The 23,550-nt window shown below is 63.8% G+C and carries 20 protein-coding genes and 1 riboswitch; of the genes, 13 read left to right on the top strand and 7 right to left on the bottom strand.

The annotated features are described in order from the left end of the window. The first annotated feature begins 31 nt into the window (after positions 1-31). Positions 32-433 (top strand): c-type cytochrome, encoded by a 402-nt coding sequence (locus tag AC5P5M_RS14970; protein WP_445393931.1) that lies wholly within the window; start codon positions 32-34, stop codon positions 431-433. On the opposite strand, the gene AC5P5M_RS14965 is transcribed toward AC5P5M_RS14970, so the two are convergent. Next, positions 427-4,029, bottom strand: a complete 3,603-nt coding sequence (locus tag AC5P5M_RS14965) for an ATP-binding protein (protein ID WP_053518415.1) — start codon at positions 4,027-4,029, stop codon at positions 427-429. The two genes, AC5P5M_RS14970 and AC5P5M_RS14965, sit on opposite strands and share 7 nt — an antisense overlap. Before the next feature lie 75 nt (positions 4,030-4,104). Between AC5P5M_RS14965 and AC5P5M_RS14960 the strand changes: the two genes are divergently transcribed. From AC5P5M_RS14960 to pnuC, 5 genes are all read left to right on the top strand, one after another. Continuing rightward, positions 4,105-4,743 carry a response regulator gene (locus AC5P5M_RS14960; protein ID WP_053518414.1) on the top strand — a complete coding sequence of 213 codons (639 nt, stop codon included), beginning with the start codon at positions 4,105-4,107 and terminating at the stop codon, positions 4,741-4,743. Between the two features lie 188 nt (positions 4,744-4,931). Beyond that, positions 4,932-5,315: a glycine zipper 2TM domain-containing protein gene (locus tag AC5P5M_RS14955; RefSeq protein WP_074902303.1), complete on the top strand. Its 384-nt coding sequence runs from the start codon at positions 4,932-4,934 to the stop codon at positions 5,313-5,315. Positions 5,316-5,438: 123 nt separating this feature from the next. Further along, positions 5,439-6,563 (top strand): phosphotransferase enzyme family protein, encoded by a 1,125-nt coding sequence (locus AC5P5M_RS14950; RefSeq protein ID WP_495206095.1) that lies wholly within the window; start codon positions 5,439-5,441, stop codon positions 6,561-6,563. Positions 6,564-6,606: 43 nt separating this feature from the next. Further along, positions 6,607-6,701: riboswitch (TPP riboswitch) on the top strand. A 70-nt stretch (positions 6,702-6,771) separates the two neighbouring features. Beyond that, the gene (locus AC5P5M_RS14945) at positions 6,772-8,961 is read left to right on the top strand and encodes a TonB-dependent receptor (RefSeq protein ID WP_495206094.1); all 2,190 of its coding nucleotides are present in this window, start codon (positions 6,772-6,774) and stop codon (positions 8,959-8,961) included. 8 nt (positions 8,962-8,969) lie between these two features. After that, positions 8,970-9,542 carry a nicotinamide riboside transporter PnuC gene (pnuC, locus tag AC5P5M_RS14940; RefSeq protein WP_253118348.1) on the top strand — a complete coding sequence of 191 codons (573 nt, stop codon included), beginning with the start codon at positions 8,970-8,972 and terminating at the stop codon, positions 9,540-9,542. A 16-nt stretch (positions 9,543-9,558) separates the two neighbouring features. Here pnuC and AC5P5M_RS14935 read toward each other — a convergent pair whose 3' ends face one another. The 5 genes from AC5P5M_RS14935 to AC5P5M_RS14915 all read right to left on the bottom strand — a co-directional run bounded on the left by AC5P5M_RS14935 (position 9,559) and on the right by AC5P5M_RS14915 (position 14,166). Then, a complete protein-coding gene (locus AC5P5M_RS14935; RefSeq protein WP_495206093.1) occupies positions 9,559-9,978 on the bottom strand; it encodes a hypothetical protein in 420 nt (139 codons plus the stop codon). A 73-nt stretch (positions 9,979-10,051) separates the two neighbouring features. After that, on the bottom strand, positions 10,052-11,026 hold the full coding sequence (locus AC5P5M_RS14930; protein ID WP_495206092.1) for a Dyp-type peroxidase: 975 nt from the start codon (positions 11,024-11,026) through the stop codon (positions 10,052-10,054). A 224-nt stretch (positions 11,027-11,250) separates the two neighbouring features. Further along, complete coding sequence (locus AC5P5M_RS14925; protein WP_065174160.1) at positions 11,251-11,826, bottom strand: OmpO family porin; 576 nt, start codon at positions 11,824-11,826, stop codon at positions 11,251-11,253. Positions 11,827-12,240: 414 nt separating this feature from the next. After that, positions 12,241-13,365 carry a DUF6932 family protein gene (locus AC5P5M_RS14920; protein WP_495206091.1) on the bottom strand — a complete coding sequence of 375 codons (1,125 nt, stop codon included), beginning with the start codon at positions 13,363-13,365 and terminating at the stop codon, positions 12,241-12,243. Positions 13,366-13,464: 99 nt separating this feature from the next. Further along, positions 13,465-14,166 carry a hypothetical protein gene (locus AC5P5M_RS14915; RefSeq protein WP_495206090.1) on the bottom strand — a complete coding sequence of 234 codons (702 nt, stop codon included), beginning with the start codon at positions 14,164-14,166 and terminating at the stop codon, positions 13,465-13,467. Positions 14,167-14,428: 262 nt separating this feature from the next. Between AC5P5M_RS14915 and AC5P5M_RS14910 the strand changes: the two genes are divergently transcribed. From AC5P5M_RS14910 to AC5P5M_RS14895, 4 genes are all read left to right on the top strand, one after another. Then, the gene (locus AC5P5M_RS14910) at positions 14,429-15,481 is read left to right on the top strand and encodes a DNA-methyltransferase (protein WP_495206089.1); all 1,053 of its coding nucleotides are present in this window, start codon (positions 14,429-14,431) and stop codon (positions 15,479-15,481) included. Between the two features lie 409 nt (positions 15,482-15,890). Beyond that, positions 15,891-16,394: a hypothetical protein gene (locus AC5P5M_RS14905; RefSeq protein ID WP_495206088.1), complete on the top strand. Its 504-nt coding sequence runs from the start codon at positions 15,891-15,893 to the stop codon at positions 16,392-16,394. 291 nt (positions 16,395-16,685) lie between these two features. Beyond that, on the top strand, positions 16,686-18,878 hold the full coding sequence (locus tag AC5P5M_RS14900) for a hypothetical protein (RefSeq protein WP_495206087.1): 2,193 nt from the start codon (positions 16,686-16,688) through the stop codon (positions 18,876-18,878). Positions 18,879-20,234: 1,356 nt separating this feature from the next. Further along, the gene (locus AC5P5M_RS14895; RefSeq protein WP_180876382.1) at positions 20,235-20,759 is read left to right on the top strand and encodes a DUF6622 family protein; all 525 of its coding nucleotides are present in this window, start codon (positions 20,235-20,237) and stop codon (positions 20,757-20,759) included. A 34-nt stretch (positions 20,760-20,793) separates the two neighbouring features. Here AC5P5M_RS14895 and arsH read toward each other — a convergent pair whose 3' ends face one another. Continuing rightward, positions 20,794-21,534 carry an arsenical resistance protein ArsH gene (gene arsH / locus AC5P5M_RS14890; protein ID WP_262100941.1) on the bottom strand — a complete coding sequence of 247 codons (741 nt, stop codon included), beginning with the start codon at positions 21,532-21,534 and terminating at the stop codon, positions 20,794-20,796. Between the two features lie 17 nt (positions 21,535-21,551). Between arsH and AC5P5M_RS14885 the strand changes: the two genes are divergently transcribed. The 3 genes from AC5P5M_RS14885 to arsB are packed head-to-tail and all read left to right on the top strand — an operon-like array spanning position 21,552 to position 23,484. Then, positions 21,552-21,881 (top strand): ArsR/SmtB family transcription factor, encoded by a 330-nt coding sequence (locus AC5P5M_RS14885; protein WP_053518034.1) that lies wholly within the window; start codon positions 21,552-21,554, stop codon positions 21,879-21,881. 38 nt (positions 21,882-21,919) lie between these two features. Beyond that, positions 21,920-22,423 (top strand): arsenate reductase ArsC, encoded by a 504-nt coding sequence (locus AC5P5M_RS14880; RefSeq protein ID WP_495206086.1) that lies wholly within the window; start codon positions 21,920-21,922, stop codon positions 22,421-22,423. A gap of 14 nt (positions 22,424-22,437) precedes the next feature. Next, a complete protein-coding gene (arsB, locus tag AC5P5M_RS14875) occupies positions 22,438-23,484 on the top strand; it encodes an ACR3 family arsenite efflux transporter (RefSeq protein WP_495206085.1) in 1,047 nt (348 codons plus the stop codon). Positions 23,485-23,550 lie beyond the last annotated feature (66 nt).

The raw sequence follows: 23,550 nt of genomic DNA, 5'->3' as shown, positions 1-23,550 counted from the left end.
CCCGCGGCGGCCACGGCTATCCTCTCCGCCCATGCGTGCCTTCCGTCTGCTCCCTGCCCTCGTCCTGCTGCTGGCGTGCAGCGGCTGCCAGCGCACGGACACGCCACCGGCCACACCTGAGCAGGCGCGACAACAGGCGATGCAGCGCGCGTTCGAACTGTGTGCGGGCTGCCACACGGTGCAGGCCGGTGGCATCCACCGGTTCGGCCCCAACCTGCACGGTGTGATCGGACGCCGCGCTGGCAGCCTGCCCGACTATGGCTATTCGCAGGGCATGCGCCGGGCCGATATCGTCTGGACCGCGCAGACCCTGGATGCCTTCCTGCAGTCACCAACGCAGCAGGTGCCCGGCACGCGCATGTACAACGCGTTTCCCAGCGCCGAACGACGTGCGCTGGTGATCGCTTACCTGCAGCAGCAGTCTGCTCAGTGAGACAGCCCCTGCAGCTGCTGCTGCAGGCGTGACAGGAACGCCTGGACTTCGGCGAACAACGGCGCGCTGTCCACTTCTCCGGCGTCTTCCAGGCGTTCGACCAGGGCATTGGCCTGCGTTGCCAGCGCATGCGCACCCACCGCCCCGAGCCCCCCGGCCTGGCGATGCAGGTGCAGGGCGGCGGCCTCGCGGTCGCCGGCCTGCACCGCACGCTGCACGGCCGCGATATCCACCTCGCTGGCCTGCAGCAGGGTGGCGGCCAGCTGCACGGCGACCGCATGCGAACCGAAGCGCCGCTGCAGGCCCGCCAGGTCCAGCGATGCGTCGCCCTCCACCGCTGCGGACGACTCGGCGGTCGCCTCCGGTGCCACGGACGCCTGCGGCAGCCATCGCATCAACGCCGCGCGCAGCGTAGCCAGCGACAACGGCTTGGCCAGCACCTCATCCATGCCGGCCTCGCGGCAACGTCGCGCGTCGTCGTCCAGCACGCTGGCCGTCAATGCCAGTACCGGCATGCGCGCCTGGCCCTGGCGGCCTTCGCGCTCGCGCAGCAGGCGGGTGAACGCAAAGCCATCGAGAACCGGCATGCGGCAATCGGTGATCACCAGGTCGAAGCGTTCCGACGCCAACCGGTCCAGCGCCTGCTGGCCATCACTCACCAGCACGTGCGGAAGGCCCAGCTGCTGCAGCCGCCAGGCCATCATCGCCTGGTTGGTCGGATGATCCTCGATCACCAGCACGCGGCTCTGGCGCAGCGCGGTCGGCAGCAGCGCCGCCTGCTCGTGCTCGCTCGCCAGCACGGCGACGTCCTCGATGCCGGCTTCCACCAGCGACAGACGGACCTCCGCGCGGGTGCCCTCGCCGAGCGTGCTCTGCAGGGTCAACGTGCCGTCCATCATCTGCACCAGCCGCTGGCAGATGCTCAGGCCCAGGCCGGTTCCGCCATGGTCGCGCTGGATGTATGCACCGGCCTGGGTGAACGGCGCGAAGAGGTGCTGCAGCTGTTCCGGCGCGATGCCCATGCCGGTATCGATGACGCTCAGGCACAACGGCTGACTGCCATCGGCGGTGGTCGGCCCGAGCACCTCCAGCCGCAGCCACACATCGCCCTGCGCGGTGAACTTGATGGCATTGCTGAGCAGGTTGAAGACGATCTGCCGCAGGCGCACGCCATCCACTTCATGCGCCGCAGCCAGCTGCGGATCGATCTGCACGTGCAGGGCCAGGCCACGCGCGCTGGCCTGCGCCGACATCAGCCGGCACACGCCTTCCAGCAGGGTCCGCAGTGACAATGGCACCGGTTCCAGGCGCAGCGCACCGGCTTCGATGCGCGAGTAGTCGAGGATGTCATCGAGGATCTGCCGCAGCATCTGCGCAGAATCCTCGATCACGGCAAGGATGCGCTGCTGTTCTGCATCCAGCGGCGAGTGCGCCAGCACTTCCAGCATGCCCAGTACACCGCTCATCGGCGTGCGGATCTCATGACTCATCGTGGCCAGGAAGCGTGATTTGGCCTCGGCCGCCTGTTCCGCCTCGATCTTGGCCGCCGCCAGCGCATCGGCCTGTACGCGTGCCTGGGTCACGTCCACCCAGTAGCCGCTCCAGGTGACGGCGCCGGCCTCGGTGGCGTAAGGGTGAGCCTGGCTGCGTACCCAGCGCGCGGGCGTGCCGTCATCACCCGGCAGCAGGCGGAACTCGAAGGCCAGCGGCGCGAACTGGCGGGCCGCCTGGTCGATGGCCTGCAGCACGGCCTGGCGGTCGGTGTCCTCGATCCGCGCCAGCAGCGCCTGCGCATCCTGCTCGGCACGCTGCCGCGGAATGCCGAACAGTGCCTGCAGGTCGCCTGCGATGAAGGGGAAGGCCAGGCTGCCGTCCGCGTCGCGACGTGCCTGGTAGACCACCGCAGGCAGATTGTCGGTGACCTCGGCCAGGCGCTGCTCCAGATGGCGGCGACCGGCCACCTCCCGGCGCAGCCGCCAGTGACCGACGCCATGCACCACCGCCCCGGTCAGCAGCACCAGCAGCAGCGGAAGCCCCCAATGCAGCACGGCGTCCCAGTCCACGCCACTGCGATATTCCACGGCCAGCCAGTCGCCCCGCAGCGCCTCATGCTCCCGCGGTGACATCTGCAGCAGCAGGCGGTCGAAGGTGGTCGCCAGGGCGGCATGGCGACGGTCGACAGCCAGCGCCAGCTGGTCGCCGAATCCGGCCGGCGCAAGGATCTGCAGACGGCCCGGGAAGCGGTTGCGCAACAGGTGATCGACCAGGACCAGGTTGCCCACGTAGGCATCGGCCTCGCCATTGGCCAATCGCTGCAACGCCTGCTCGCCACTGCGCGCGGGAATGATCTTTGCCCGTGGCGCCTGCTGCAGCACGTAGCCGCGCAGGCGTTCCGGGTCGGACAGCAGCACGCGCTTGCCCTGCAGATCGGCCAGCCCCAGGATCGCCGGGCTGTCGCGCGTGCCGACGATCACGCTCGGCACGCTGATGAAGGGCTGGCTGAACACCCAGTCCGGCCCCAGGTAGCGCGAATCGGTGGGAATGCCCATCACCGCCTGCACCTCACCCTGCAGCGCCTTCTCGCGCACCTCGAACCAGTCGTGGCTGGTTTCCACCTCCAGGTTGGCGCCGACCTGGATCAGCCGCCGCAGGTACTCGCTGGTCAGGCCGCTGGGCTGGCCGTCGTCGTCGGTGAACGAAAGCGGCGCGGCATTGGGCGCGAAGGTGATCTTCAACGGCTGCTGCAGCACGCGCTTTTCGGCCTGGCTCAGGGCCAGCTGCGCCGACGCGGACCATTCCGGAGGCCGCAGCCAGCGCTGGGCCAGCGCGTCCCGCTGCGCCTGGCTGGTGGCAGCCAGCGCAAGATCCAATGCCTCGGCCAGCGGTTGCTTGCTGTTGGGGACGCCGAAGTGCGCCCGCTCCGGCGGCAGATCGCTGGGCCGCAGCAGCACCACTCCCTTCAGCTGATGGGCCGCGATCAGCTCGGTGGCGACATAGGCATTACCGATATAGACGTCGGCCTTGTCGTCTCTGACCATCTGCAACGCCGCCAAAGTGCCATTTGCGACAAGTTGTCGAGCGCGTGGAAACCGTGCACGCACCTGCGGTGCGGTCAGGAAATCCTGCTCGATCACGACGCGCAGTCCGTCAAGATCCGGCATCTCCGAAGCACGCAGGTCTCCAGGTCGTCCGACCACCGCCAGCGGCGCTTCGACATAGGCCGAGGTGTAGACCATGCAACGGGTTCGGTCGGCACTCAGGCCGATGTTCATGACCACATCGATCTCGCCCCGGCATGCCGCGTCCAGCACGGATGTCCAGTCCGGATAGCGGCGTGCCTCGACTTTCACGCCCAAACGACGAGCCAAAAGCGACAAGTAGTCCGGTCCCAGGCCGACCTGCTGGCCTTCGTGGATCGACTCGAAAGGGGGCCAACCGCTGTCATACTGCCCGACGACGATGCGAGGGTGCGCGGTCAGGTATTCGCGTTGCAGGGGACTCAACGGCAATGGGCCGGGCGCGAGTTGCGCCCAAGCGACGGCAGGACCCAACATGGCCAGCAGCAGGACCCGCCCGCGAACAGCCCAGCTACGCATCGGCGTTGATCTCCTAGAATCCTGCCAGGAGCCGCGATGGTCGCGGCCCGGCGTGCCCGGTGGTCATACTAGAGCATGAGCTTGCGCATCATCATCGCAGACGACCACCCCGTGGTCCGTATCGGAACCCGCGCCGTCATCGAGTCCAGCGGCGTTGGCCAGGTCGTCGGTGAAGCCGACAGCGCCCAGGCGCTGATGGCGCTGCTGACCAGCCAGCCATGCGACCTGCTGGTCACCGACTATTCGATGCCCGGCAGTCCCCAGGCCGATGGCTTCGCCATGATCGGCATGATCCGGCGCCGCCATCCCGACCTCAAGGTGCTGATGCTCAGCGTTTCCAGCAACCTGGCGATCCTGCGCATGGTGCTCGACAGCGGCGTGCTCGGCCTGGTCGACAAGAGTTCGTCGATGGACGAGCTGCCGCAGGCGATCCAGGCGGTGAACCGCGGCCAGCTCTATATCAGCCGCAGCCTGCGCGAGCGGGTCGAGGCCGCCGGCAGCTGGCGCATGCGCGAAGGCGACGGCAAACCGCTGTCGCCGCGCGAACTGGAAGTGCTGCGGTTGCTCGGCACCGGCATGACGGTGAAGGAGATCTCGGTGCAGCTGCACAAGAGCGTCAGCACCATCAGCCGGCAGAAGGGCGATGCGATGCTGAAGCTGGGCCTGAAAGGCGATGCGGAGCTGTTCGACTATCTGCGTGACGGCAAAATCTGAATCCTGTCCATCCAGCCGTTGAACTTTCAGGCAGGCTTCATGCCGCCTGACGCTAGATGAATACGCACGCCGCCCAGTGGCCCACGCAATGTTCCGGCAATCTCCGGGCGCCAGCGTGGTCACTACGGCAGCCAGGGCGCCCGCGCCCTCCCTGCCCACCGTGTCATGCCCCTACAGGAGAACCGAACATGCTCAGTACTTCCGCTCTCAGCTTCCGTGGCGTGGCGATGGCCCTGGCCCTGCTGGCCGGTGTCGCCGTGGTCAGCGACGCCAGCGCCATGTCGAGGAAGGACAAGCGCACCGTCGTCGGTGCGGTGGTGGGCGGCGTCGCCGGCCACCTGATCTCCAATGGCGATCCGGCCGCCACCGTCGGCGGTGCCGTGGCCGGCGGCGCGATCGGCAACCTGACCACCCCGGACCGCCACGACCGTCGTTATGACCGCCGCTACGACCGCGGCTACCAGCGCGGCTACGACCGGGGCTATGGCTATCGGGACCGCGGTCATGACCGCCGCTGGCGCGACAGCGACCGCCGCTACTACCACGACCGCGGTCGCCACCGCGGCTGGTAACCCTCGCCGGCACTGCCCGGCATCACCGGCAACGGGCGGGTCGATGACCCGCCCGTTTGCGTCCGGACCGTCCATGGCGTTGAATGCGCAGCCCTGGATGACTCCTTTGCCCCCGGCCCCCGCATGACCTCCACCGCCCACCGCGTGCAGGGCCTCAACAACGATGAGGTCGCTGCCGACTGGCCCGCGATCGATGCAGCCGAGGTTGCCTGGCTGGCCCGCCGTTATCCGGTGCTGGACGCGGACAGCGCCCTGCGTTGGCACAGCCCCCGGCCGTTGTCGGCCGCCGCGCTGGCCGAAGGTGCCCGCGGCCGGGTGTTCATCAAGCGCCACCACCGCAGCGTGCGCAGTGCCGCCTGCCTGCAGGAGGAACACCGCTTCATCGCCCATCTGGACGCTGCCGGCGTGCCGGTGGTGAAGGTTCTGCCCACCGCCGGAGGCGACAGCGCCATCGAGCATGGGCCTTGGACCTATGAACTGCATTCGCCGGGGGTGGGTGACGATCTGTACCGCGACGCCGCCTCCTGGACGCTGCTGACGGACACCGCACGGGCGCGTTCTGCCGGACGCATGCTGGCCCGGCTGCATCAGGCCGCCGCCAGCTACCACGCCCCGCAGCGCAGCACGCATGTCCTGGTGGCACGAGACGAGCTGATCCGCGCCGCCGACCCCATCAGCGCGCTGGAAGCGGGTCTTCCCGACCGCCCGGGACTGGCGCGCTACCTGGCGCGGATTCCGTGGCAGGCGCAGCTGCGCCGCGACGTCCTGCCCTGGCATGCCGGCTTGGCCGAGCGCCTGTCCGCCGAGCCGCCGCTGTGGGCGCACAACGACTGGCATGTGTCCAACCTGCTGTGGCGCGGCGACGACGTCAGCACCATGCTGGATTTCGGCCTCGCCTCACCCACCAGCGCGCTGTTCGACCTGGCCACCGCGATCGAGCGCAATGCCGTGGCCTGGCTGGAGCTGGAGCGGGGCCATGAGGCGGTGCGCATCGACATCGCGCTGGCGCTGCTCGACGGCTACCGCGAAGTGCTGCCGTTGTCGGCCACCCGCCTGCACCTGCTGGCGGACCTGCTGCCGATGGTCCACTTCGACTTCGCACTGTCCGAAGTGGAGTACTTCGAAGGCATCACCGGCTCGACGGCGAACGCCGATGTCGCCTGGTATCCCTTCATGCTGGGCCATGCCGCGTGGTTCGCCAGCGCACCCGGCCAGGCCCTGCTGCAGGCGCTGCATGCCGCCGCCTGAAGGGCATCGGCTCGCAAATCCCTGCCATCTGTAGTGAAATAGCGGCCTGAAGCGGGGGTGCCTGGATCTGCAGGCTGAGAGAGTCCCTTGGAACCTGATCCGGTTTGCACCGGCGTAGGGAGCTTTGAGCCGCAGCCACACCCCCGTTCCGGGCCGGTGCACCTGCGCGCCGTCGCTTCGTCTCCCCTGTTGTCCGAAGACGAATCGAATGAACCGCTGCCTGCGTCCCACCCTGCTCGCTCTCGCCCTCTGTGCCGCGCTGCCGCTGCATGCCAGCGAGGCTGGAGCCTCCCCCGACGTGACAGCCGACAGCGGCGAACGTTCGCCCACCGAGCTGGCAGCGGTCCGCGTGCAGGCCGGTAGGCCGGCGGCCGACAGCGCGCGGGTCAGTGCATTCGGCGCCGGCTCCTGGAAGGACACCCCGGCCTCGGTGAACGTGCTCGAACGCGACTACCTCGACCGTCGACAGGTGCGCTCATTGTCCGAACTGGCAAGCAATGACGCCTCGCTCGGTGATGCCTACGCGCCGGTGGGCTACTACCAGAACGTCGCCATCCGCGGCTTCGCGCTCGATGCCGCCACCGGCTACCGCTTCAATGGCCTGGCCATCGCCGGCGAGCAGCGGTTGGCGCTGGAGAACGTGCAGGCGGTGGAGATCCTGAAGGGTGAGGCCGGCCTCGCCGCGGGGGTGATGGCACCCGGCGGCATCATCAACTACATCGGCAAGCGCCCGGCCGAAGTGCGCACGGCTACCCTCGGCACCGATTCGGAAGGCTCGCGCTATGCCGCCGTCGATGTCGGCCACTGGATCACGCCGCGTTTCGGCATCCGCCTCAATGCCGCCTGGGAGGGCAGCGAGTCCTACGTCGAGCATGCCGACGGCCGCCGCAACTTCTATTCGCTTGCAGCGGACTGGCTGATCGGCGAGCGCGGCAAGCTGGAAGTGGACGCCAACTACCAGACCAGTTCGCAGCGATCGGTGTCTGGTTACCAGCTGCTGGGCGCACGGGAGCTGCCCCGTGGCGTCGACCGCGAGCACCTGCTGGGCTATCAGCCGTGGCAGCGCCCGGTGGAGATCGCCAGCACCAACATCACCGCCGTACACACCTACGACTTCAACGAGCGCTGGCAGTCGCGGCTGTCGGTGGGCCACAGCCGCTCGGTGATCGACGACAACGTCGCCTTCGCCTATGGCTGCTACTACGCCGACGCGTGCGCTGATGGCAGCGTGCCCGGCAACTACTTCGCCCCCAACGGCGACTACGACATCTACGACTACCGCAGTCCGGACGATACCCGCCGCAACCAGCAGGCGCGCGCCGAGCTGCGTGGCCGCTTCGACACCGGCAGCGTCGGCCACCAGCTGACGGTCGGCGCCGACACGTTCCGCCGCACGGTGGACAGGCGACCGAGCGTCAACGAGTACGTAGGCAGCAGCAACATCCACGACACGCAGGTGCCGGTGTACGAGCCCTCGCCGCTGATGCCCGGCCCGTCCGCACGGCGTCTGGACAGCCGCCAGACCGCCGTGTTCGCGCTGGACCGCATGCAGTTCGGCGATGACTGGCAGTGGCTGGCTGGTGGCCGCTTCGTCCGCCTGGACGAGCGCGCCTACGACAAGCGCGGCAAGCCGCAGCGGCACAGCCGGCTGTCGCGCTTCCTGCCGCAGACCGCGCTGGTATGGAAGGCCACCGACCAGCTCAATGCGTACGCCAGTTATGTGCGCGGCATTGCGCTGGGCCAGGAGGCACCGTTCTGGACCTCCAACGCCGATGCCTTCCTGCCGGCGGTGCAGTCACGGCAGCTGGAAGCCGGCGTCAAGTACGTGCCGGCTGCGTCGCTCACCCTGGGCGCCGCGCTGTTCCGCATCTCGCAGCCCTACCAGTACGCCATGCCGGATGACAGCGATGCCGGTTACACCTTCGTCGAGCGCGGCACGCAGACCCATACCGGCCTGGAGCTGACCGCCAACGGCCAGCTGACCGATGCGCTGCAGATCGTCGCCAGCGCCAGCGTGCTGCAGGCGCGTGCACGCGATACCGGCACGCCGGGCCAGGAAGGCCATCAGCTGGTGAACGTGCCGAAGGTGCGTGCCAGTGTGCACCTGGCCTACGCACTGCCGTTCGTGCAGGGCCTGGATGTCACCGGTGGCTGGCGCTATGCCGCCGCCAATGTGGCCCGTGCCGACGGCGGCGTACGCGCGCCGGACTATTCGGTGTTCGATGCCGGCCTGCGCTTCCGCCACCGCGTGCATGAGCGCGCCGTGACCTGGAACCTGTCGGTGGACAACGTGTTCAACCGCTTCTACTGGCGCGACACCGGCAGCAGCGGCGGTGACTACTACCTGTTCCCCGGCGCACCGCGACAGGCACGCCTGTCGGTGACGTTCGCGCTGTGAGCGGCGCCGTGCTCGAGTGGACCGCCGCGCTGTGCAGCGTGCTGGGCGTATGGCTGATGGCGCGCCGGCGGCTGGCAGCATGGCCGGTCGGCCTGCTGTCGGTGGCGCTGTACGGCCTGGTGTTCGCCGAGGCCAGGCTGTACTCCGACACGCTGCTGCAGGTCGCCTTCGCCGGCTTCCTGGTCTATGGCTGGATCAACTGGCGCCAGCACGCCGCCGATGAGGGCAGCATCCGCATTGTGCCGCTGGCACGCGGAAAACTGCTGCGTGACCTGATCATCGGCCTGTGCGGTGGCGTGGCGCTGGGCACGGTCATGCACACCTTCACCGATGCCGCGCTGCCATGGCTGGACGCGATGCTGACCGCCCTGAGCCTGGTCGGCCAGTGGTGGCAGGCGCGCCGCCATGTGGCGTGCTGGTGGGTGTGGATCGGGGTGGACGTGGTCTATATGGGCGCGTACCTGTTCAAGTCGCTGCACGTCACGGCCGCGCTGTATGTGTTCTTCCTGGGGCTGGCAGTATTCGGCCTGCGCGCCTGGAGTGCGGCGGCGCGGGAGCGCGAGCTGCTGCCGGCGCGGTAGTGCCGCTCGGTACACCTCACTTCGGCTGCAGCACCAGCCCCAACCGCAACGGCTGGCGCATGTCGCCCGGTGGCGCCGACGACAGCGGCGCCGACTGCAGCGTCGCGCGCAGATCCGCGTCCGCCTGCGCATCGCCGAGACTGTCGAATTCCAGTTTCGCGATGCGGCCATCGGCTGCGATCCAGAGGCTGACCGGCAGCGGCGTGGGCACCTGTGGGTGCTCCTGCAGCCAGGCCAGCACGCGCTGCACCTTCGGGTCCTGCTCCTGCTGCAGGCGCTGCTGCAGCTCACTGCCTGCCGTGGCGGCGTAGGCCATCCAGTGTGGTGGAGCCTCCTCGGCCGAGACGGCCCCGGCGCCGCCCAGCGCCAGAAGGCCGATCAGCAATGCCAGCGGTCGCCACCAGCGGCGACGGTCGGCGCGAAGTACGGATTCCATGGCAGCACCCTCATGCAGTCGTCCAGCGCTCCATCGTCGACGGCGCGGATGACAGGCAGATGGCGGGCAAGCATCACCCGCCCAGGTCGGCCAGCACCTTGCGCGAAGGCGCGAAGAAGGTCACGCCGGTCATCGCGGTAGAGAAGTCCAGGATGCGGTCATGCAGCGGCGCAGGGTTGCCGATGAACATGCGCTCGAGCATCTTCTCGATCACCCACAGGCGGCGCGTGTAGCCGATGAAGTACGTACCGTATTCACCGCGCCCCGGATTGGCGAAGGGCATGTTGTCGCGCAGGATGTCGTGCTCGCCGTCGGCGTCCTCGATGGTGCACAGCGTCTTGTGCGACTTCTGCGCGTCGGCCGGTGCATCGTCCAGCTCGGTGTTGTCGTGCTTGGTGCGGCCGATGATCGCCTCCTGCACCTCGGTCTTCTGCGCGCGCCATGCGTCGAGGTTGTGCAGGTACTTCTGTACCACCACGTAGCTGCCGCCGGCATGCGCGGGATCCTCGTCGCCGACGATCGTGGCGTCCGGCAGCGACAACCCTTCCGGATTGGCCGTGCCGTCAACGAAATCGAGCAGGTCGCGGCCGTCGAAATAGCGGAAGCCGGCCACCTCATCGACCGTCTCCACCGCATCGCCGAACGCCATCAGCAGGTTGCGCTCGAACGCCACGATCAGGTCCATCGTGCGTGCCCGGATGTGGTACAGCAGATCGCCCGGGGTCGACACCGCGGTGTGGGTGGCGCCCTTGATCTCGCGGAACGGATGCAGCTCGCGCGGCGGCGTGCTGCCAACCAGCGGCTGCCACACACGGTGGCCGATCGCCACGTTGCAGGTGAAGGTCCGTTCGATCTCGCGGATGGCCGTGTTCTTGATCAGGTCATCGGTGCTGGCCAGCACGTCGCGCACCTTCGCGATCGAGTCCGCATCATCCTTCACCTTCAGCACCAGGAAGGCGGCCGAGTGGGTCAACGGCGCAGTGATCTGCTGCGGCTCGTTGTCGAGCGTGTGATTGAGGGCGGTGATCGGTTCGGGCTGGGAATTCACGGCAGTTCCTGCGGGCTTGAGGCGGGCGCATCGCGCATGGTGCAGCGATGTGCGCGCGATCATAGCGGAACGGCTTCCGCTGCGACGGAGCGGTTCTCAGTCGCGCGCCAGCCGCTTGGGGCGCAGAAAAGTGAAGCCCGGCGCGAGGCCGGGCTTCGATGGCGTGCGGGAGAGAGAGAGAGAGAGTCACACGCCAGTTACACGCACTAACGACAGAGCGTTTCTTACCAGGTGAAGCGCGGGCCGACGAACCACTCGCGGTCGCCCGCCTTGGCCAGCTTCACTTCGCCACTCAGGCCCCAGTTCTGGTTGAACTTGGCGGTGGCACCGACGCGGCCGTAGAACTCGCCGTCCGGGTTGTAGCCGTGCTTCTTGCTGAAATCTTCGTAGCCGGCCAGCGCGTAGCCTTCCAGGTACGGGTTGAACGCGGTGCGCACGCCCACTTCAGTGGAGTAGCCATTGAAGTCCAGGCCGCGCTTCTCGTCGTACTTCTGATAGGCCACGCGGGCCACCAGGTCGGTGTTCGGTGCGATGCCGTAGTTGTAGCCGACACCCAGGCGCCACTGGTCGACGTCATTCTTGAAGCGGTCGGTTTCCTGCGCGCTGTAGTCGCCGAAGATGTGGAAGTTCGGGTGGACGGCCACCGAGCCCTTCACGCCCCAGCCATCGGCGTCGCCGCCCTTGGCATCGGTGTTCACGTAGCCGCCTTCAACGTAGTTGTACGACAGGCCATCGGCAGCCGATGCAGCGAACGGCAGGGCAGCCAGCAGACCCAGGGCAAGCAGCGAATTCTTGTTCATCGGGACACACCTTTAATTATTTTGGTTTCGTCGACCGCCTCCCGGGAGGGGGAGAGAGGAGAGGCGGTCGACAGGTGTGAATTATCCGTTTGTTGGCGAAATCAGCCCTGAATATTGAACTGACCGGTACATGAATGAAGTTGCTGTTCAGGGAACTCCGGGGCTGGTCGACTAGCCACGCCCCCATAGTTCGTGCCGATTGCACAAACTATGGGAGCGATCGCCTACACAGACTATGGGGACAAAGGCGAGCTTGGATCAGAGTCCGCTTGCTCACCGGTCCCCAGCTCGCACAACTTGATGGGTTGACTGGCGAGGTCTGACGTTCACGCACCCAGCGTACGTCACCGCTGATCGGATGCGAGATTTCTCAGAGAATCCTTAGGAAAAATCCGCGTCAACTATCCGTCGGGATCATCCGATCTTACGTTTCGCGGACGGGTCATTCTTGTAGACCCGGAGCGAGTACTCGAAGAACGGCATCCATGTGCGCTCGATCAGATCCCGATAGAACATGTTTGTGTGGCTCAGGAGATCGACTTTCACTTGCTGAAGCCGTTCGTGCTCCTGCTGAAAGCCGTTGGCGCCTGCCCTTCCGTACAGCTCAAACTTCGGCATCTTGCTCACCCAGAAGTCGTTAGGTGAGTAAGTATTTTGTACCGCCGTCACCTTTCCGTCATCGATGTAGCTTTTCCAATCGAAATCGGTACTCACGATAGAGCCGGCAAAGATGACGCCGCAGAAGCGCTCATTCAAGCCGCCCATCGAAGCCAGGTAGCGCGCGAACAAGTAGCTCCCAAGCGAGTGTGCGAAGATACAGATCGGGCCGTCATGAACGGCCCTCACCTCATTCAGCCAGATCCTAAATTCTTGCACCAACGCTTTTCGACGAAACGGATTTACCAGCGTAGTCAGCCACTCCCGGCCATACACGAATGGCGCAAATCCCCAGCCGGAACTGGTCGCCATCAACGAAAAGTACTGCAGCCACTCGGCATGCGTGTTGATGCCGTGAATCGGAATTATTAGCCCCTTGCTGCGGTGTACATGGATCTGGACCCTACCTTCATAGCTGTCGCGCACCTGCTCGTAAAGGATTGGAGCAGAAGTGGGCACCCGCAAAGACGTTTGATCAGGATGCAGCTTGATCTGGATGGGATTGGCCACTTGGCCGGACTTCGTTCTTCCTAGCAGGTACAGGAACGCTCGCGTCAGCTCAACCTGGTCTTCCGCTAAGAGCTGGATGTCGAGGCGGACCTCCTTGATGAACATCGACTCTGAGCACTTCCGAATGCTAGCCGAGTCCTTGAAGAAGACTAAGAGATCGATGTCGTTCGGCTCCTTCTTCTTAGTGACGAAGGACCCGCCAATCACGATTGAAGTCGCACCGGCGCCCTCCGCCCATGCACATATGCGTTCAAATGGCTCTGCAAACGCCCACCGCTCGTCGAGATCAGTGCCTTCTAAGCAGAACTCATCCAGAAATTCCTGCTGGGTCATCTGCCGAATGCTGTCAACCGGCAATTCCTGTGCCTTCACCACGTAAGCTCCTTTTGCGGTCGGTGTCCGAACTGATTCGCGGGGTTTCTCTATGCCACGCAATCACTAGCTCATCGCTAATGACTAACTTACCTAAGGTCAAGCCTGATTCTTTGCTGCCGAATAGGTAGCAGCGGCTGCTTGCTCGAAGTCTCGCGTCCATCCATTGCTACCATCGGTGTAGATGGGTTGCATCACGGCAAGCAAATCTGGTTCCGAGGGTCGGGCGAGTAGCAAGTTGGCTGGACAGTATATGAAATCCTCCCAGCTGCCACTGGAGGGGTGGAGACATACCGCAAGAAGATCAAATTCTCCGAACCGGTAGGGCCGAGTAGCCGTCTGCTGTCCATCGTCGCCGGCTCGCTTCCCAGTGCGTGTTCTCTGTGTCTCGACCGCATAGACTGGGTAAGCGTCGCTGGCTGCAAGCTTTGCAATAACCTTCGGAATGCCTCTTTCGCGACGTTGGTTCTTCACTTGGACCTTGAGCGGTTCCCGCCCGTCCTGTGGATCCATCAGCAAGTCGTAAGGCAGATCTCCTTCAAAGTCGATGGCCTTCCATCCGCCAATGCTGGGAACAACCGTAGTTCGGAAAATCGCCTCTGCAAGCACACCGCGCACGCCACGCTGCGTGAGATCCGGAGCGGCGTAGATCGCCTCCAGCACCGCCTCCGCAGTGGTGCTCCAAGCCTCCTCAATCGGGTGAATTACAAGCTTGTGCTCCTTGCGCAATACGTCAAGCACGGAATGCAGGTCAGCCCTATCCATACGCGCGAGCAGTGCTCGGACCTCGTTCACACTCATCTCTTCGGCTTCCTTCCAGCGGGCAACGGATCGAAGGTCAGGACCTCGCTTCGCCGCACCAGTTTTCGACCAGCAATCTCAAGCGTTGAGAGGCGGCCGCGATCTACTAGGCGGGCGATGGCCTGACGGGAGGTCCCTCGGAGACGAGCAGCGTCTGACTGACTGATCCAGTCATCAATGCTCTCCGCTTGAAATGTGTTGACATTAGCAACCAATTTCGGGTACCGTTTACAATTGAGACCTATTCTAAAGCGGATCTGCTATGGCCGTCGCCGGCACTGCCCCCCTGAGCATTGACACTGATCCGTCCAGAGACGGGAAAGTGCCCCAAATCGATGGCTTCAAAGCTGTCTACACGACAGAAGCGGGTGCTGCATATCTAGCGGATTCCCTGGAAGTGCTCCGCGCGTTGCCCGACAGCAGTGTAGATGCAGTCATCACTTCGCCTCCGTACGCGCTGCATTTCAAAAAAGAGTATGGCAACGCCGACAAGAGCGACTATGTGGCTTGGATGTTGCCGTTTGCGCGCGAAGTTCGTCGGGTGCTCAAGGATGAGGGGAGCTTTGTTCTAAACATCGGAGGCTCCTACAACAAGGGCGCTCCAACTCGTTCGCTTTACCACTTCAAGCTGTTGATCGCTCTGGTAGAGGAGCTTGGTTACCACCTAGCTCAGGAGTGCTTTTGGTACAACCCTGCGAAGATGCCTACGCCCGCGGAGTGGGTAAACGTTCGCCGGATGCGGGTCAAAGACTCCGTCGAGTATGTCTGGTGGCTATCGAAGACCGAGTGGCCCAAGGCGAACAATCGCAACGTTCTGAAGCCTTACAGCCCCGATATGCTGCGTCTCGCCAAACGAGGAGTCCGCTCCACTACGCGCCCTTCCGGTCATGCGATCAAAGCATCGTTTGCTAGCGCAGACGCCGGAGGTGCCATCCCGGCCAACGTGATCGAAGACGACAGCCCTACCGATCTGCTGAAGTTTGGCAACAATTCCGCCAATGATCGTTACACCGAGCGATGCAGAGCCGAAGGATTGAAGATCCATCCAGCGCGCTTCCCCAGCCAGCTGCCAGAATTTTTCATCAAGCTTTTGACTGAACCAGGCGACTTGATTGTGGATCCATTTGCCGGTTCCAACACGACGGGAGCAGTTGCCGAGAGCCTAGGAAGGCGATGGATCGCAATTGACCAAGTTCCCGAGTACCTTCGAGCCAGTTCATTCCGGTTCGATCCGGTACCGGAGGTCTCGAAACGCCTCGAGGTCGAGCGGACGGCACCTAAGGCCAAACGCAGCAAGAAGACAGCCAAGGCTTAAGCGCCTCGTTGACCTCGTATCAACTTATGAACGAAGCCGCGACGAAGCGGTCCTCGGCGTGGGCGAAGTTGTCGCTAAGGAATACAGACCAATCCTTCGATGTAATAGGGGCCGATGGCATATGGGATACTCGACCATGTCATGGCAGCTTGTGGGCGACGTTGGAAAAGTCGGAGTCATTCACCAGGGACTTCGGTGAAATCGATGGCTAGTCGGAATGAAGCGAGTTCCGATGCCCGTCGCATGACAAGCCCTAACATAGGCGGGAGCGTTAACGCGAGGGGCGGGCCCCATTCGGGATTAGCTGAAAGGGCAGATCCTACGGCGATCTTGGCTATAGGATTGGGACGAGCCGCGCGCTCCTGAAGATCAACATCGTCGCAGTGCACTTGTACAGGAGCGTGGTGGCATGGTGCTCACAGTCGTTGACACTCTGGAGCGCCTGGCCGATGCGATCGTCGATCTATTGCAAGACGAGCACCTGAGGTATGCCGCCCCTGGAGAACGCGCAGTCGTGGCGGAGCTGTATGTGCGTCTCCGGCTACGGTTTCCGGAGTACCAAGTCAACAACGAGTACGATCGCCGCGACCGCGTAGTCAAGGACCTGATCTACCCCGATATCGCAGGCAACATGCATGATGCCAATATCGTGCCGGATCTTGTCGTCCATCACGTCGGCACACAGGCCCATAACCTCTTGGTCGTTGAGGCCAAGCGCCACATCAACCGTGACTTCGCCAAGGACATCTGGAAGCTGCGCGGGCTGACTGACCAGGCCGGCCGTTATGCCTACGCAATGGGAGTGCACTTGGTGGTCAACATTCCTGCCAGTCGCGTGGACCGTGCTGATGTGTATATAGATGGCGCGATTGACGCCGAAGCGACGCAGTGGTTTGTCGGCCTCTTTGTTTGACACATATGCAGCCAGTACGAGGACGACCCCAACCCCATGACGAGCCTCCAAAGTCCTAGCAAGCCACAAAAGCCATCCCGAGAGAATCACTACGTTCCCGAGTGGTACCAGCGCGGGTTCCGCATAGCTGACGCCGATAACTGGCTTCTAGACATTGCCCCCCCGCACCTGCGGCCCGATGGAACCGCGATTCTGGCGAGACCGCGACAGCGCCCCCCCAAGGCCTGCTTCTGGCAGAACGACCTATACATCACACGCTTTGGGGAGCACCTCAACGACCAGATCGAAACAGTGTTGTTCCAGGGTATCGACGACTGTGGCGCGAAGGCAGTTCGAGCATTTACTGGCGGCGACGCTGCGCAGGTCCACGACCAGTACCAGCCGATGCTGGCATACCTAGGAGCGCAGAAGTTGCGCACACCAAAGGGTTTGGAGTGGATCCGCAGCCGATACCCGGCGCTGTCTCAGATCGAGCTAATGCGGGAGATGCAGCACCTTCGCCAAATGTTCGGCACCCTTTGGGCCGAGTGCATGCATGAGGTTGTATCGGCTGAGGACTCTGAAGTGAAGTTCTTGGTCACCGACCATCCAGTCACGACCTTCAATGCCGGTCTTCCGCTCGACGCATCGTCGCTCAAGCTGTCGAATGAAGCCCCGGTCACGTGGAACGGGACGCAGACACTGTTTGCGCTGGATGCCAATCATCTTCTAATCCTGACACACGTTCCTTACGCCAAAGATCCAGACAGCGTGGAGCTGACCGCGAAGCGCGTCAATGCCCGTCACTTCGGGCACACGATGCTACGCACCGATGCGCTGATAAGGGGTCGACGCTTCGACACCGATGCCGTCATCGCGGTGAATGCTTGGCTCAAGGCACGTGCACATAAGTACATAGCGGCAGGAGAGCAAGACTGGCTATACCCGGAGCAGTCCGCCCAGATGGACATGGCAACCCTCACCCGGCTGCTACTCCCGCCGAAGCAGGAGCTGTGGCGCCACGGCGGCGAGATCTACATCGGCTACAAGGATGGCAGCTTCGGCTATCGCGACTCCTATGGCCGCACGTCACGAGACCACGAGTTTGTCGCAAAAGCGCCACCGGCCGCTGTACTGGCTCCCACGGACCGGTGCCCGTGTGGCGCAGAAGCGATGTTTGGCGAATGCTGCGCAAGAGTTCATCCTTGGGAGCGCCCACCGTGGGATGTGTTGAGTCTGCGCGAACGAAATCTCAGTTTTCTTCGGGCCATTGGCGGTGTGCTGAAGCTGACGGAAGATGAGTCATGGCATAACGTCCAACGTACGCTCTCCGACGATCAAGTCTCGACGCTACATCGCATCTCCCGCAGCCTCTGGCCAGAGGGTACGGACCTGGCTTCACTGCTGTCACGACCTAGCGGCGGCGGCCCAAGGGCGATCTACATGGGTCCATCTGACCCCCGAACCGCTGGCGAGAGCATAGTAAGCCTGGTGCCAATGTTTGATCAGGTGCTGGTAATGGATCCCGTTCTCGCCTCCCGGAACCTGCGGCCTGAATACAGCCCGATCAATTCGCCTGCGCAGCACAAGCAACAATTCCTCAAGAACATCATGTTCTGGTTGATGCTCCAGCCATTGATCCTCGCCGGTAAGGTACTGGTGTTCCCCGACCCAGGCGACCTTAACCCTGAGTTCCAGTACGCCATGCGGGCGATGGCAGCGGAGCGCACCGCTAAGTGGCGCTTGGACCCGCAGCAACTCGAAGAGTTCAGCTGGATGCTGCGCGATGACCTTGAACGCTCGCTACTGCAGCTACCTGATCGCGCCCTGCTGCCCTTGATTAGGGCCGCTGCGCCGAATCGCGAAGAGGATCATTACCTAGGTATCCTGGCGCAGATGCGGCGCAAGGGAGAGGACGATCCGCTGGCACTGCTCCAAATCGTGGAAGACCCGAAAGCGCTCTCACAGACTTTCATGGTTCGCTGCGTGAATTTGGAGGTTGCGCTGTTCATGGCGCAGATCAGCAATGCTGCTATCGTGACGGATGTAGGTGCGCTATGGGAACACCTTCATCTCCATACTCGTGCAGCGCAGTCGACACCTCCCGCGTCGACAGACAGCGCAATCGAACTCAACGCGCCGATCAATCCATTTGAGGCGCTGGCGGTAGAAGCAACCGAGGCCGCTGCAAAATTCCGCGTATCGCTCGGCAACTTACTTGCCGCTACCAACATCGCCGCCCCCAGCGCGGCTGCATCCGAGTTGGTCGAAGCCCTCCGCACGAGTTGCGGAGCACTCGGGAGAAGCGTGCGCATCACATGCAAGGGAGTACAGGCAGCGATGCATGTAACACCATCTATGCCGCTTAACGGATTTGAATCGCCGACGACACAAAGGCTACTGGTCTCTTTTGGACATGAGCGGGCCCCAGTCACGGTAGGGCTGGCGCTGTTTCGGCACACCGAAGGCTACGAGCGTGCCACTCGTGCCGATGCTCCGGACTGAACGGGCATCGGAACCTAGAGGCTGCCCTGATCACTGCTACGACTATCAGCGCCCAATACAGTGGAGGCAGATCGAGCTAGTCCCGCAGAGGTCTCCATTGGGATGCGGAACTGTCTAGCAACACGCTTCACTAGATCGAATTCCTCAATGCCCTCCTCAATCATCTTCACAGGAGCACGGAAGGCCAAGTTGATCCGACCAGGTGAGATCGCCAGGAAGAGCGAGCGCTGAATTCGGAGCTGCACTGCATACCTGGAGTAGTGACCCGGCATACGGCTCTTGTAGGCCTTCCTGATTCGGGCGCAGCGTAAGATAACTTGCATCGCAGGCAGCACACAGTCGACGTCGTCAGTCAGTGCTTCGACGATTCGCGCAAGTCTGGCGCAGTCATTAGCCGCTTCACCGTGAAGCGCGGGAAGTTCGTTTAGATCGCTTGCTCCTTGAACTGCGCAAGCGAGCAGGTGCGCTAACGGTAGGGCCAGTCCGACTTCTTAGCCAGGTGGCTTGGATACGTCCTCTATGTGCGGCTTAGATATCGCCGACGTGGCCGCAGAGTTGGCAATTGAGCAACTTGGGCAGCCGCTCTGGGGGCCGACTGTGCACAAGCCCCCAGTCCCCAGAAAAGTTCCATTGATACGCCTATGGCCTTTAAGCCAGATCGAGAGGATCACTCAGACCTTTCGATTGGGAGACCGATAAGGCCTTCGACGCGCAGCAAGCCAGCAGGCCCACCCGGTAAAAGATACGGCAAAAGAGGCTATAAACAAGCCGACGATCAGGATATCTCGATCAGTTGCGTTCATGCCCATGCCACCGTTTTCTGGAAAATTTTTGACTGGCTGATGATATCGAAACGGCATGACCTCCGATCAACCGCGATCACATCATTGTCAGTGTATGCCGTGGACTCTGCTCTTTGTAACAGCCCACCCAGTCGGTCATCGCGACTGCAGCGTGTACTTCGCAATGAACCCCCTACTGTTCCCGCTGTTAAGCGCCGATAGATAGCCAAATCTGTTGTGCTCATAGTTTGTGCATCTTCCGTCGATTGCACAGACTATGGGGAAATCCCCCGTGAAATCATAACCTTGCGACTTGCTACAACAGACTATGGGGCAGATTGCCCCATAGTATGTGTGTAAACACCCCGGAACGTACTCAACTATGGGACAAATGGGCGTCTAAACTATGGGGACATGGCTACGACAGCAGCATGCTGCTGCATGCCAGCGCCACCTACCCGTCATGTCCCTTCAAGCGGCTGACACCTGTCACTGGTTTGGGAAGGCTCCGGCGCGAATAGTACGCGTCACCGCCCGGCGCCACTGCGCCGGCACTCACCCAAGGGGACCTGTCATGAGCCTGTTCCAGCAACTCCTTTCGCATACTCCGATCTGGGTCTGGGTGCTGATGGTGTTTCTCATCACCCGGGGCATCGCGGCCATGAAGCCCGGCGAAACCTCGTTGCCTACGCTGGCGATCGTGCCGGCGGTGTTCGCGGCATGGGGGGTGTGGTCCATCAGCCACCGCTACGGCGCATCGTGGTCGGCCTGGGGCGAGTGGCTGGTCGGCGTCGGCGCAGGAACGGGCCTGGGTTGGCTGTTGCTGCGCCGGGCGCGTGTGGCCATGAACAGTGCGACGGGACGGCTGTGGCGCAGCGCGGATTACAGCCTGCTGCCGCTGCTGCTCATCACGTTCCTGGTGAAGTATGGCTTCGAAACGGCGCTCGCAGTGTCGCCCGCGCTGAGCGCGAACTCAGGTTTCAGCGCTGCCTACCTGCTGCTGTCCGGTGGTTTCACCGGCATCTTCATCGGCCGCTACTGCCGGTATCTGTCGGCGGCACGCCTTGAGGGGCACAGCCGGATGGGGGCTGCCAGCTGAGGCGGGTGCACCCGGGAGGCGTCGCGCAGTGCCGTCACCCGGTGCCGGCTGCGGTCGTCGCCCCTGCGGCCTGCGCCAGCGCTGCCGCTGCAGCGTCACCCTTGCGCTCGCTGTAGCGATCCACCAGGTAGTCCGCCCGGCCCCGCGTCAACAGGGTGAACTTCACCAGTTCCTCCATGACATCCACCACCCGGTCGTAGTATGGCGAGGGCTTCATTCGTCCGTCCTCATCGAACTCCTGCCAGGCCTTGGCCACCGAAGACTGGTTGGGGATGGTCAGCATGCGCATCCAGCGCCCCAACACCCTCAGGGTGTTGACGGTGTTGAACGATTGGGAGCCGCCACTCACCTGCATCACGGCCAACGTTCTGCCCTGCGTGGGCCGCACGCTGCCGTCCTCCAGCGGCAACCAGTCGATCTGGTTCTTGAACACGCCGGTGACGGTACCGTGCCGTTCCGGGCTGACCCACACCTGCCCCTCAGACCACTGCGACCACGCGCGCAGTCGCTGCACTTCGGGGTGGCTCCTGTCCACGCTGTCCACCATCGGAAGCGCATGCGGATCGAACACCCGGGTTTCGCAACCCAGATGCTGCAGGAGCCGCTCGGCTTCCAGGGCCAGCTTGCGGCTGAACGACTGCGGCCTCAGCGAACCGTAGAGCAGCAGGATGCGGGGCGGTCCCAGATTCCCCGCGGCGAGCAGGCTGGGGTCGGGCTGGGGCAGCGAGGCTTCCCTCAGATTCGGCAGCTGGGTACTTGCGATCGTCTTATTCATTCGACTATTCTATAAATATGGAAACGTCAAATGCAATCGTCGCGCTCACCGCGTTGGGCCACGCCACCCGCCTGGCGGCCTTCCGCCTGCTGGTGGAAGCCGGTCCAGCGGGGCGCGTGGCCGGTGACATCGCGGCGGCCCTGCAGGTGCCACCGGCCACGCTCAGCTTCCACCTGAAGGAGCTGGTACAGGCCGGCCTGGTGGAGAACGAGAGCCAGGGCCGCAATGTCTGTTACCGCGCCAACTTCGCCGCCATGACCGGCTTGATCGAGTACCTCACGCACAACTGCTGCGCGGGTTCGCCGAGCGAGGAGTGCGGGCCCACTGCGCCCGCATGCAAGTGCTGAAGTCCGATCCAACCTCCTGCCATCACAACGACTGCACCATGACACGCAACGTCCTGTTCCTCTGTACCGGCAACAGCGCCCGCAGCGTCCTTGCCGAGGCCACGCTGCGAGCCTGGGGCGCTGAATGTTTCAATGCATTCAGTGCAGGCAGCCACCCCACCGGCCAGGTCAACCCATTCGCACTCGCACAGCTGCAGGCCGAAGGAATCACCATCGATGGGCTGCGCAGCAAATCGTGGGATGAGTTCGTGGATGCTGCGCCCATGGACCTGGTGATCACCGTGTGCGATTCGGCCGCGGCAGACGCCTGCCCGGTGGTGTTTGGCGACTTCATTCGCAGCCACTGGGGCCAGCCGGATCCGGCCGCAGTTGCAGGCAGCGATGCCGAGAAAGCAGCCGCGTTTGCACGCGCGCATGCCATCGTGAGATCGCGGCTGCGTGCGTTGATCGATCTGCCCGGATCGTTGTGGTCCGACCGCGAGGCAATGCAGAACGCTCTGGATCAGATCGGCCGGTTGCAGCCGACCGACAGCACACCGTGACGGCGCCCGCGCGCATGCGCCTGTTCGAGCGCTACCTCACCCTGTGGGTCGCGCTGTGCATCGCGGCCGGTACCCTGCTGGGGCACCTCCTGCCCGGCGCCTTTGCGGCACTGGCGTCCGCCGAAGTGGCCAAGGTCAACCTGCCGGTCGCGGCACTGATCTGGCTGATGATCATCCCGATGCTGCTGAAGGTCGACTACGGCGCAATGCGCCAGTTGCAGCAGCACTGGAAAGGCATCGGCGTAACGTTGTTCATCAACTGGGCGGTCAAGCCCTTTTCGATGGCACTGCTGGGCTGGGTATTCCTGCGTCACCTCTTCGCGGAATGGCTGCCAGCCGGCCAGATCGACAGCTATATCGCCGGCCTGATCCTGCTGGCAGCCGCGCCCTGCACCGCGATGGTGTTCGTGTGGAGCAACCTGTGCCGCGGCGATGCGAACTTCACGTTGAGCCAGGTCGCGCTGAACGACGCGATCATGGTGGTGGCCTATGCGCCGGTGGTCGCGTTGCTGCTCGGCATGTCCGCGATCACTGTTCCGTGGGACACCCTGCTGCTGTCAGTGGGTTTGTACATCGTTGCACCTGTCGGTGTTGCCGCCCTGCTGCGGCGCTGGGTGCTTTCGCGCAGCGGCGAGGCGGGTCTGCAGCTGGCGCTGACCCGACTCGGCCCGGTTTCGCTGTCGGCCCTTCTACTGACACTGGTGCTGCTGTTCGGCTTTCAAGGTCAGCAGATCGTCGAGCAGCCGCTGGTCATCGCGCTGATCGCCGTGCCCATCCTGATCCAGGTGTATTTCACTTCGGGCCTGGCCTATCTGCTCAACCGTCGTCTGGGCGTCGCCCATTGCGTGGCCGGCCCGTCGGCGCTGATCGGCGCAAGCAACTTCTTCGAGCTGGCGGTCGCAACCGCCGTCGGGCTCTTCGGTGTGCATTCGGGCGCCGCGCTGGCCACCGTTGTCGGTGTGCTGATCGAGGTGCCGGTGATGTTGTCGGTCGTTCGTATCGTGAACCGCACTGAAGGCTGGTACGAGAGGCGCGGTGCGGGTGACCGCGGGCAGTCGTAGAGGGCCGATGCCTGCTTCTGGCCCATCCTGTCGCAATCGTCCAGGTTTCGCGGCGCCCTGAAGCAC

This window comes from Stenotrophomonas sp. YJH_SMC_106-19, from assembly GCF_059368375.1.
This window is presented reverse-complemented; position numbering and strand designations above follow the sequence as displayed.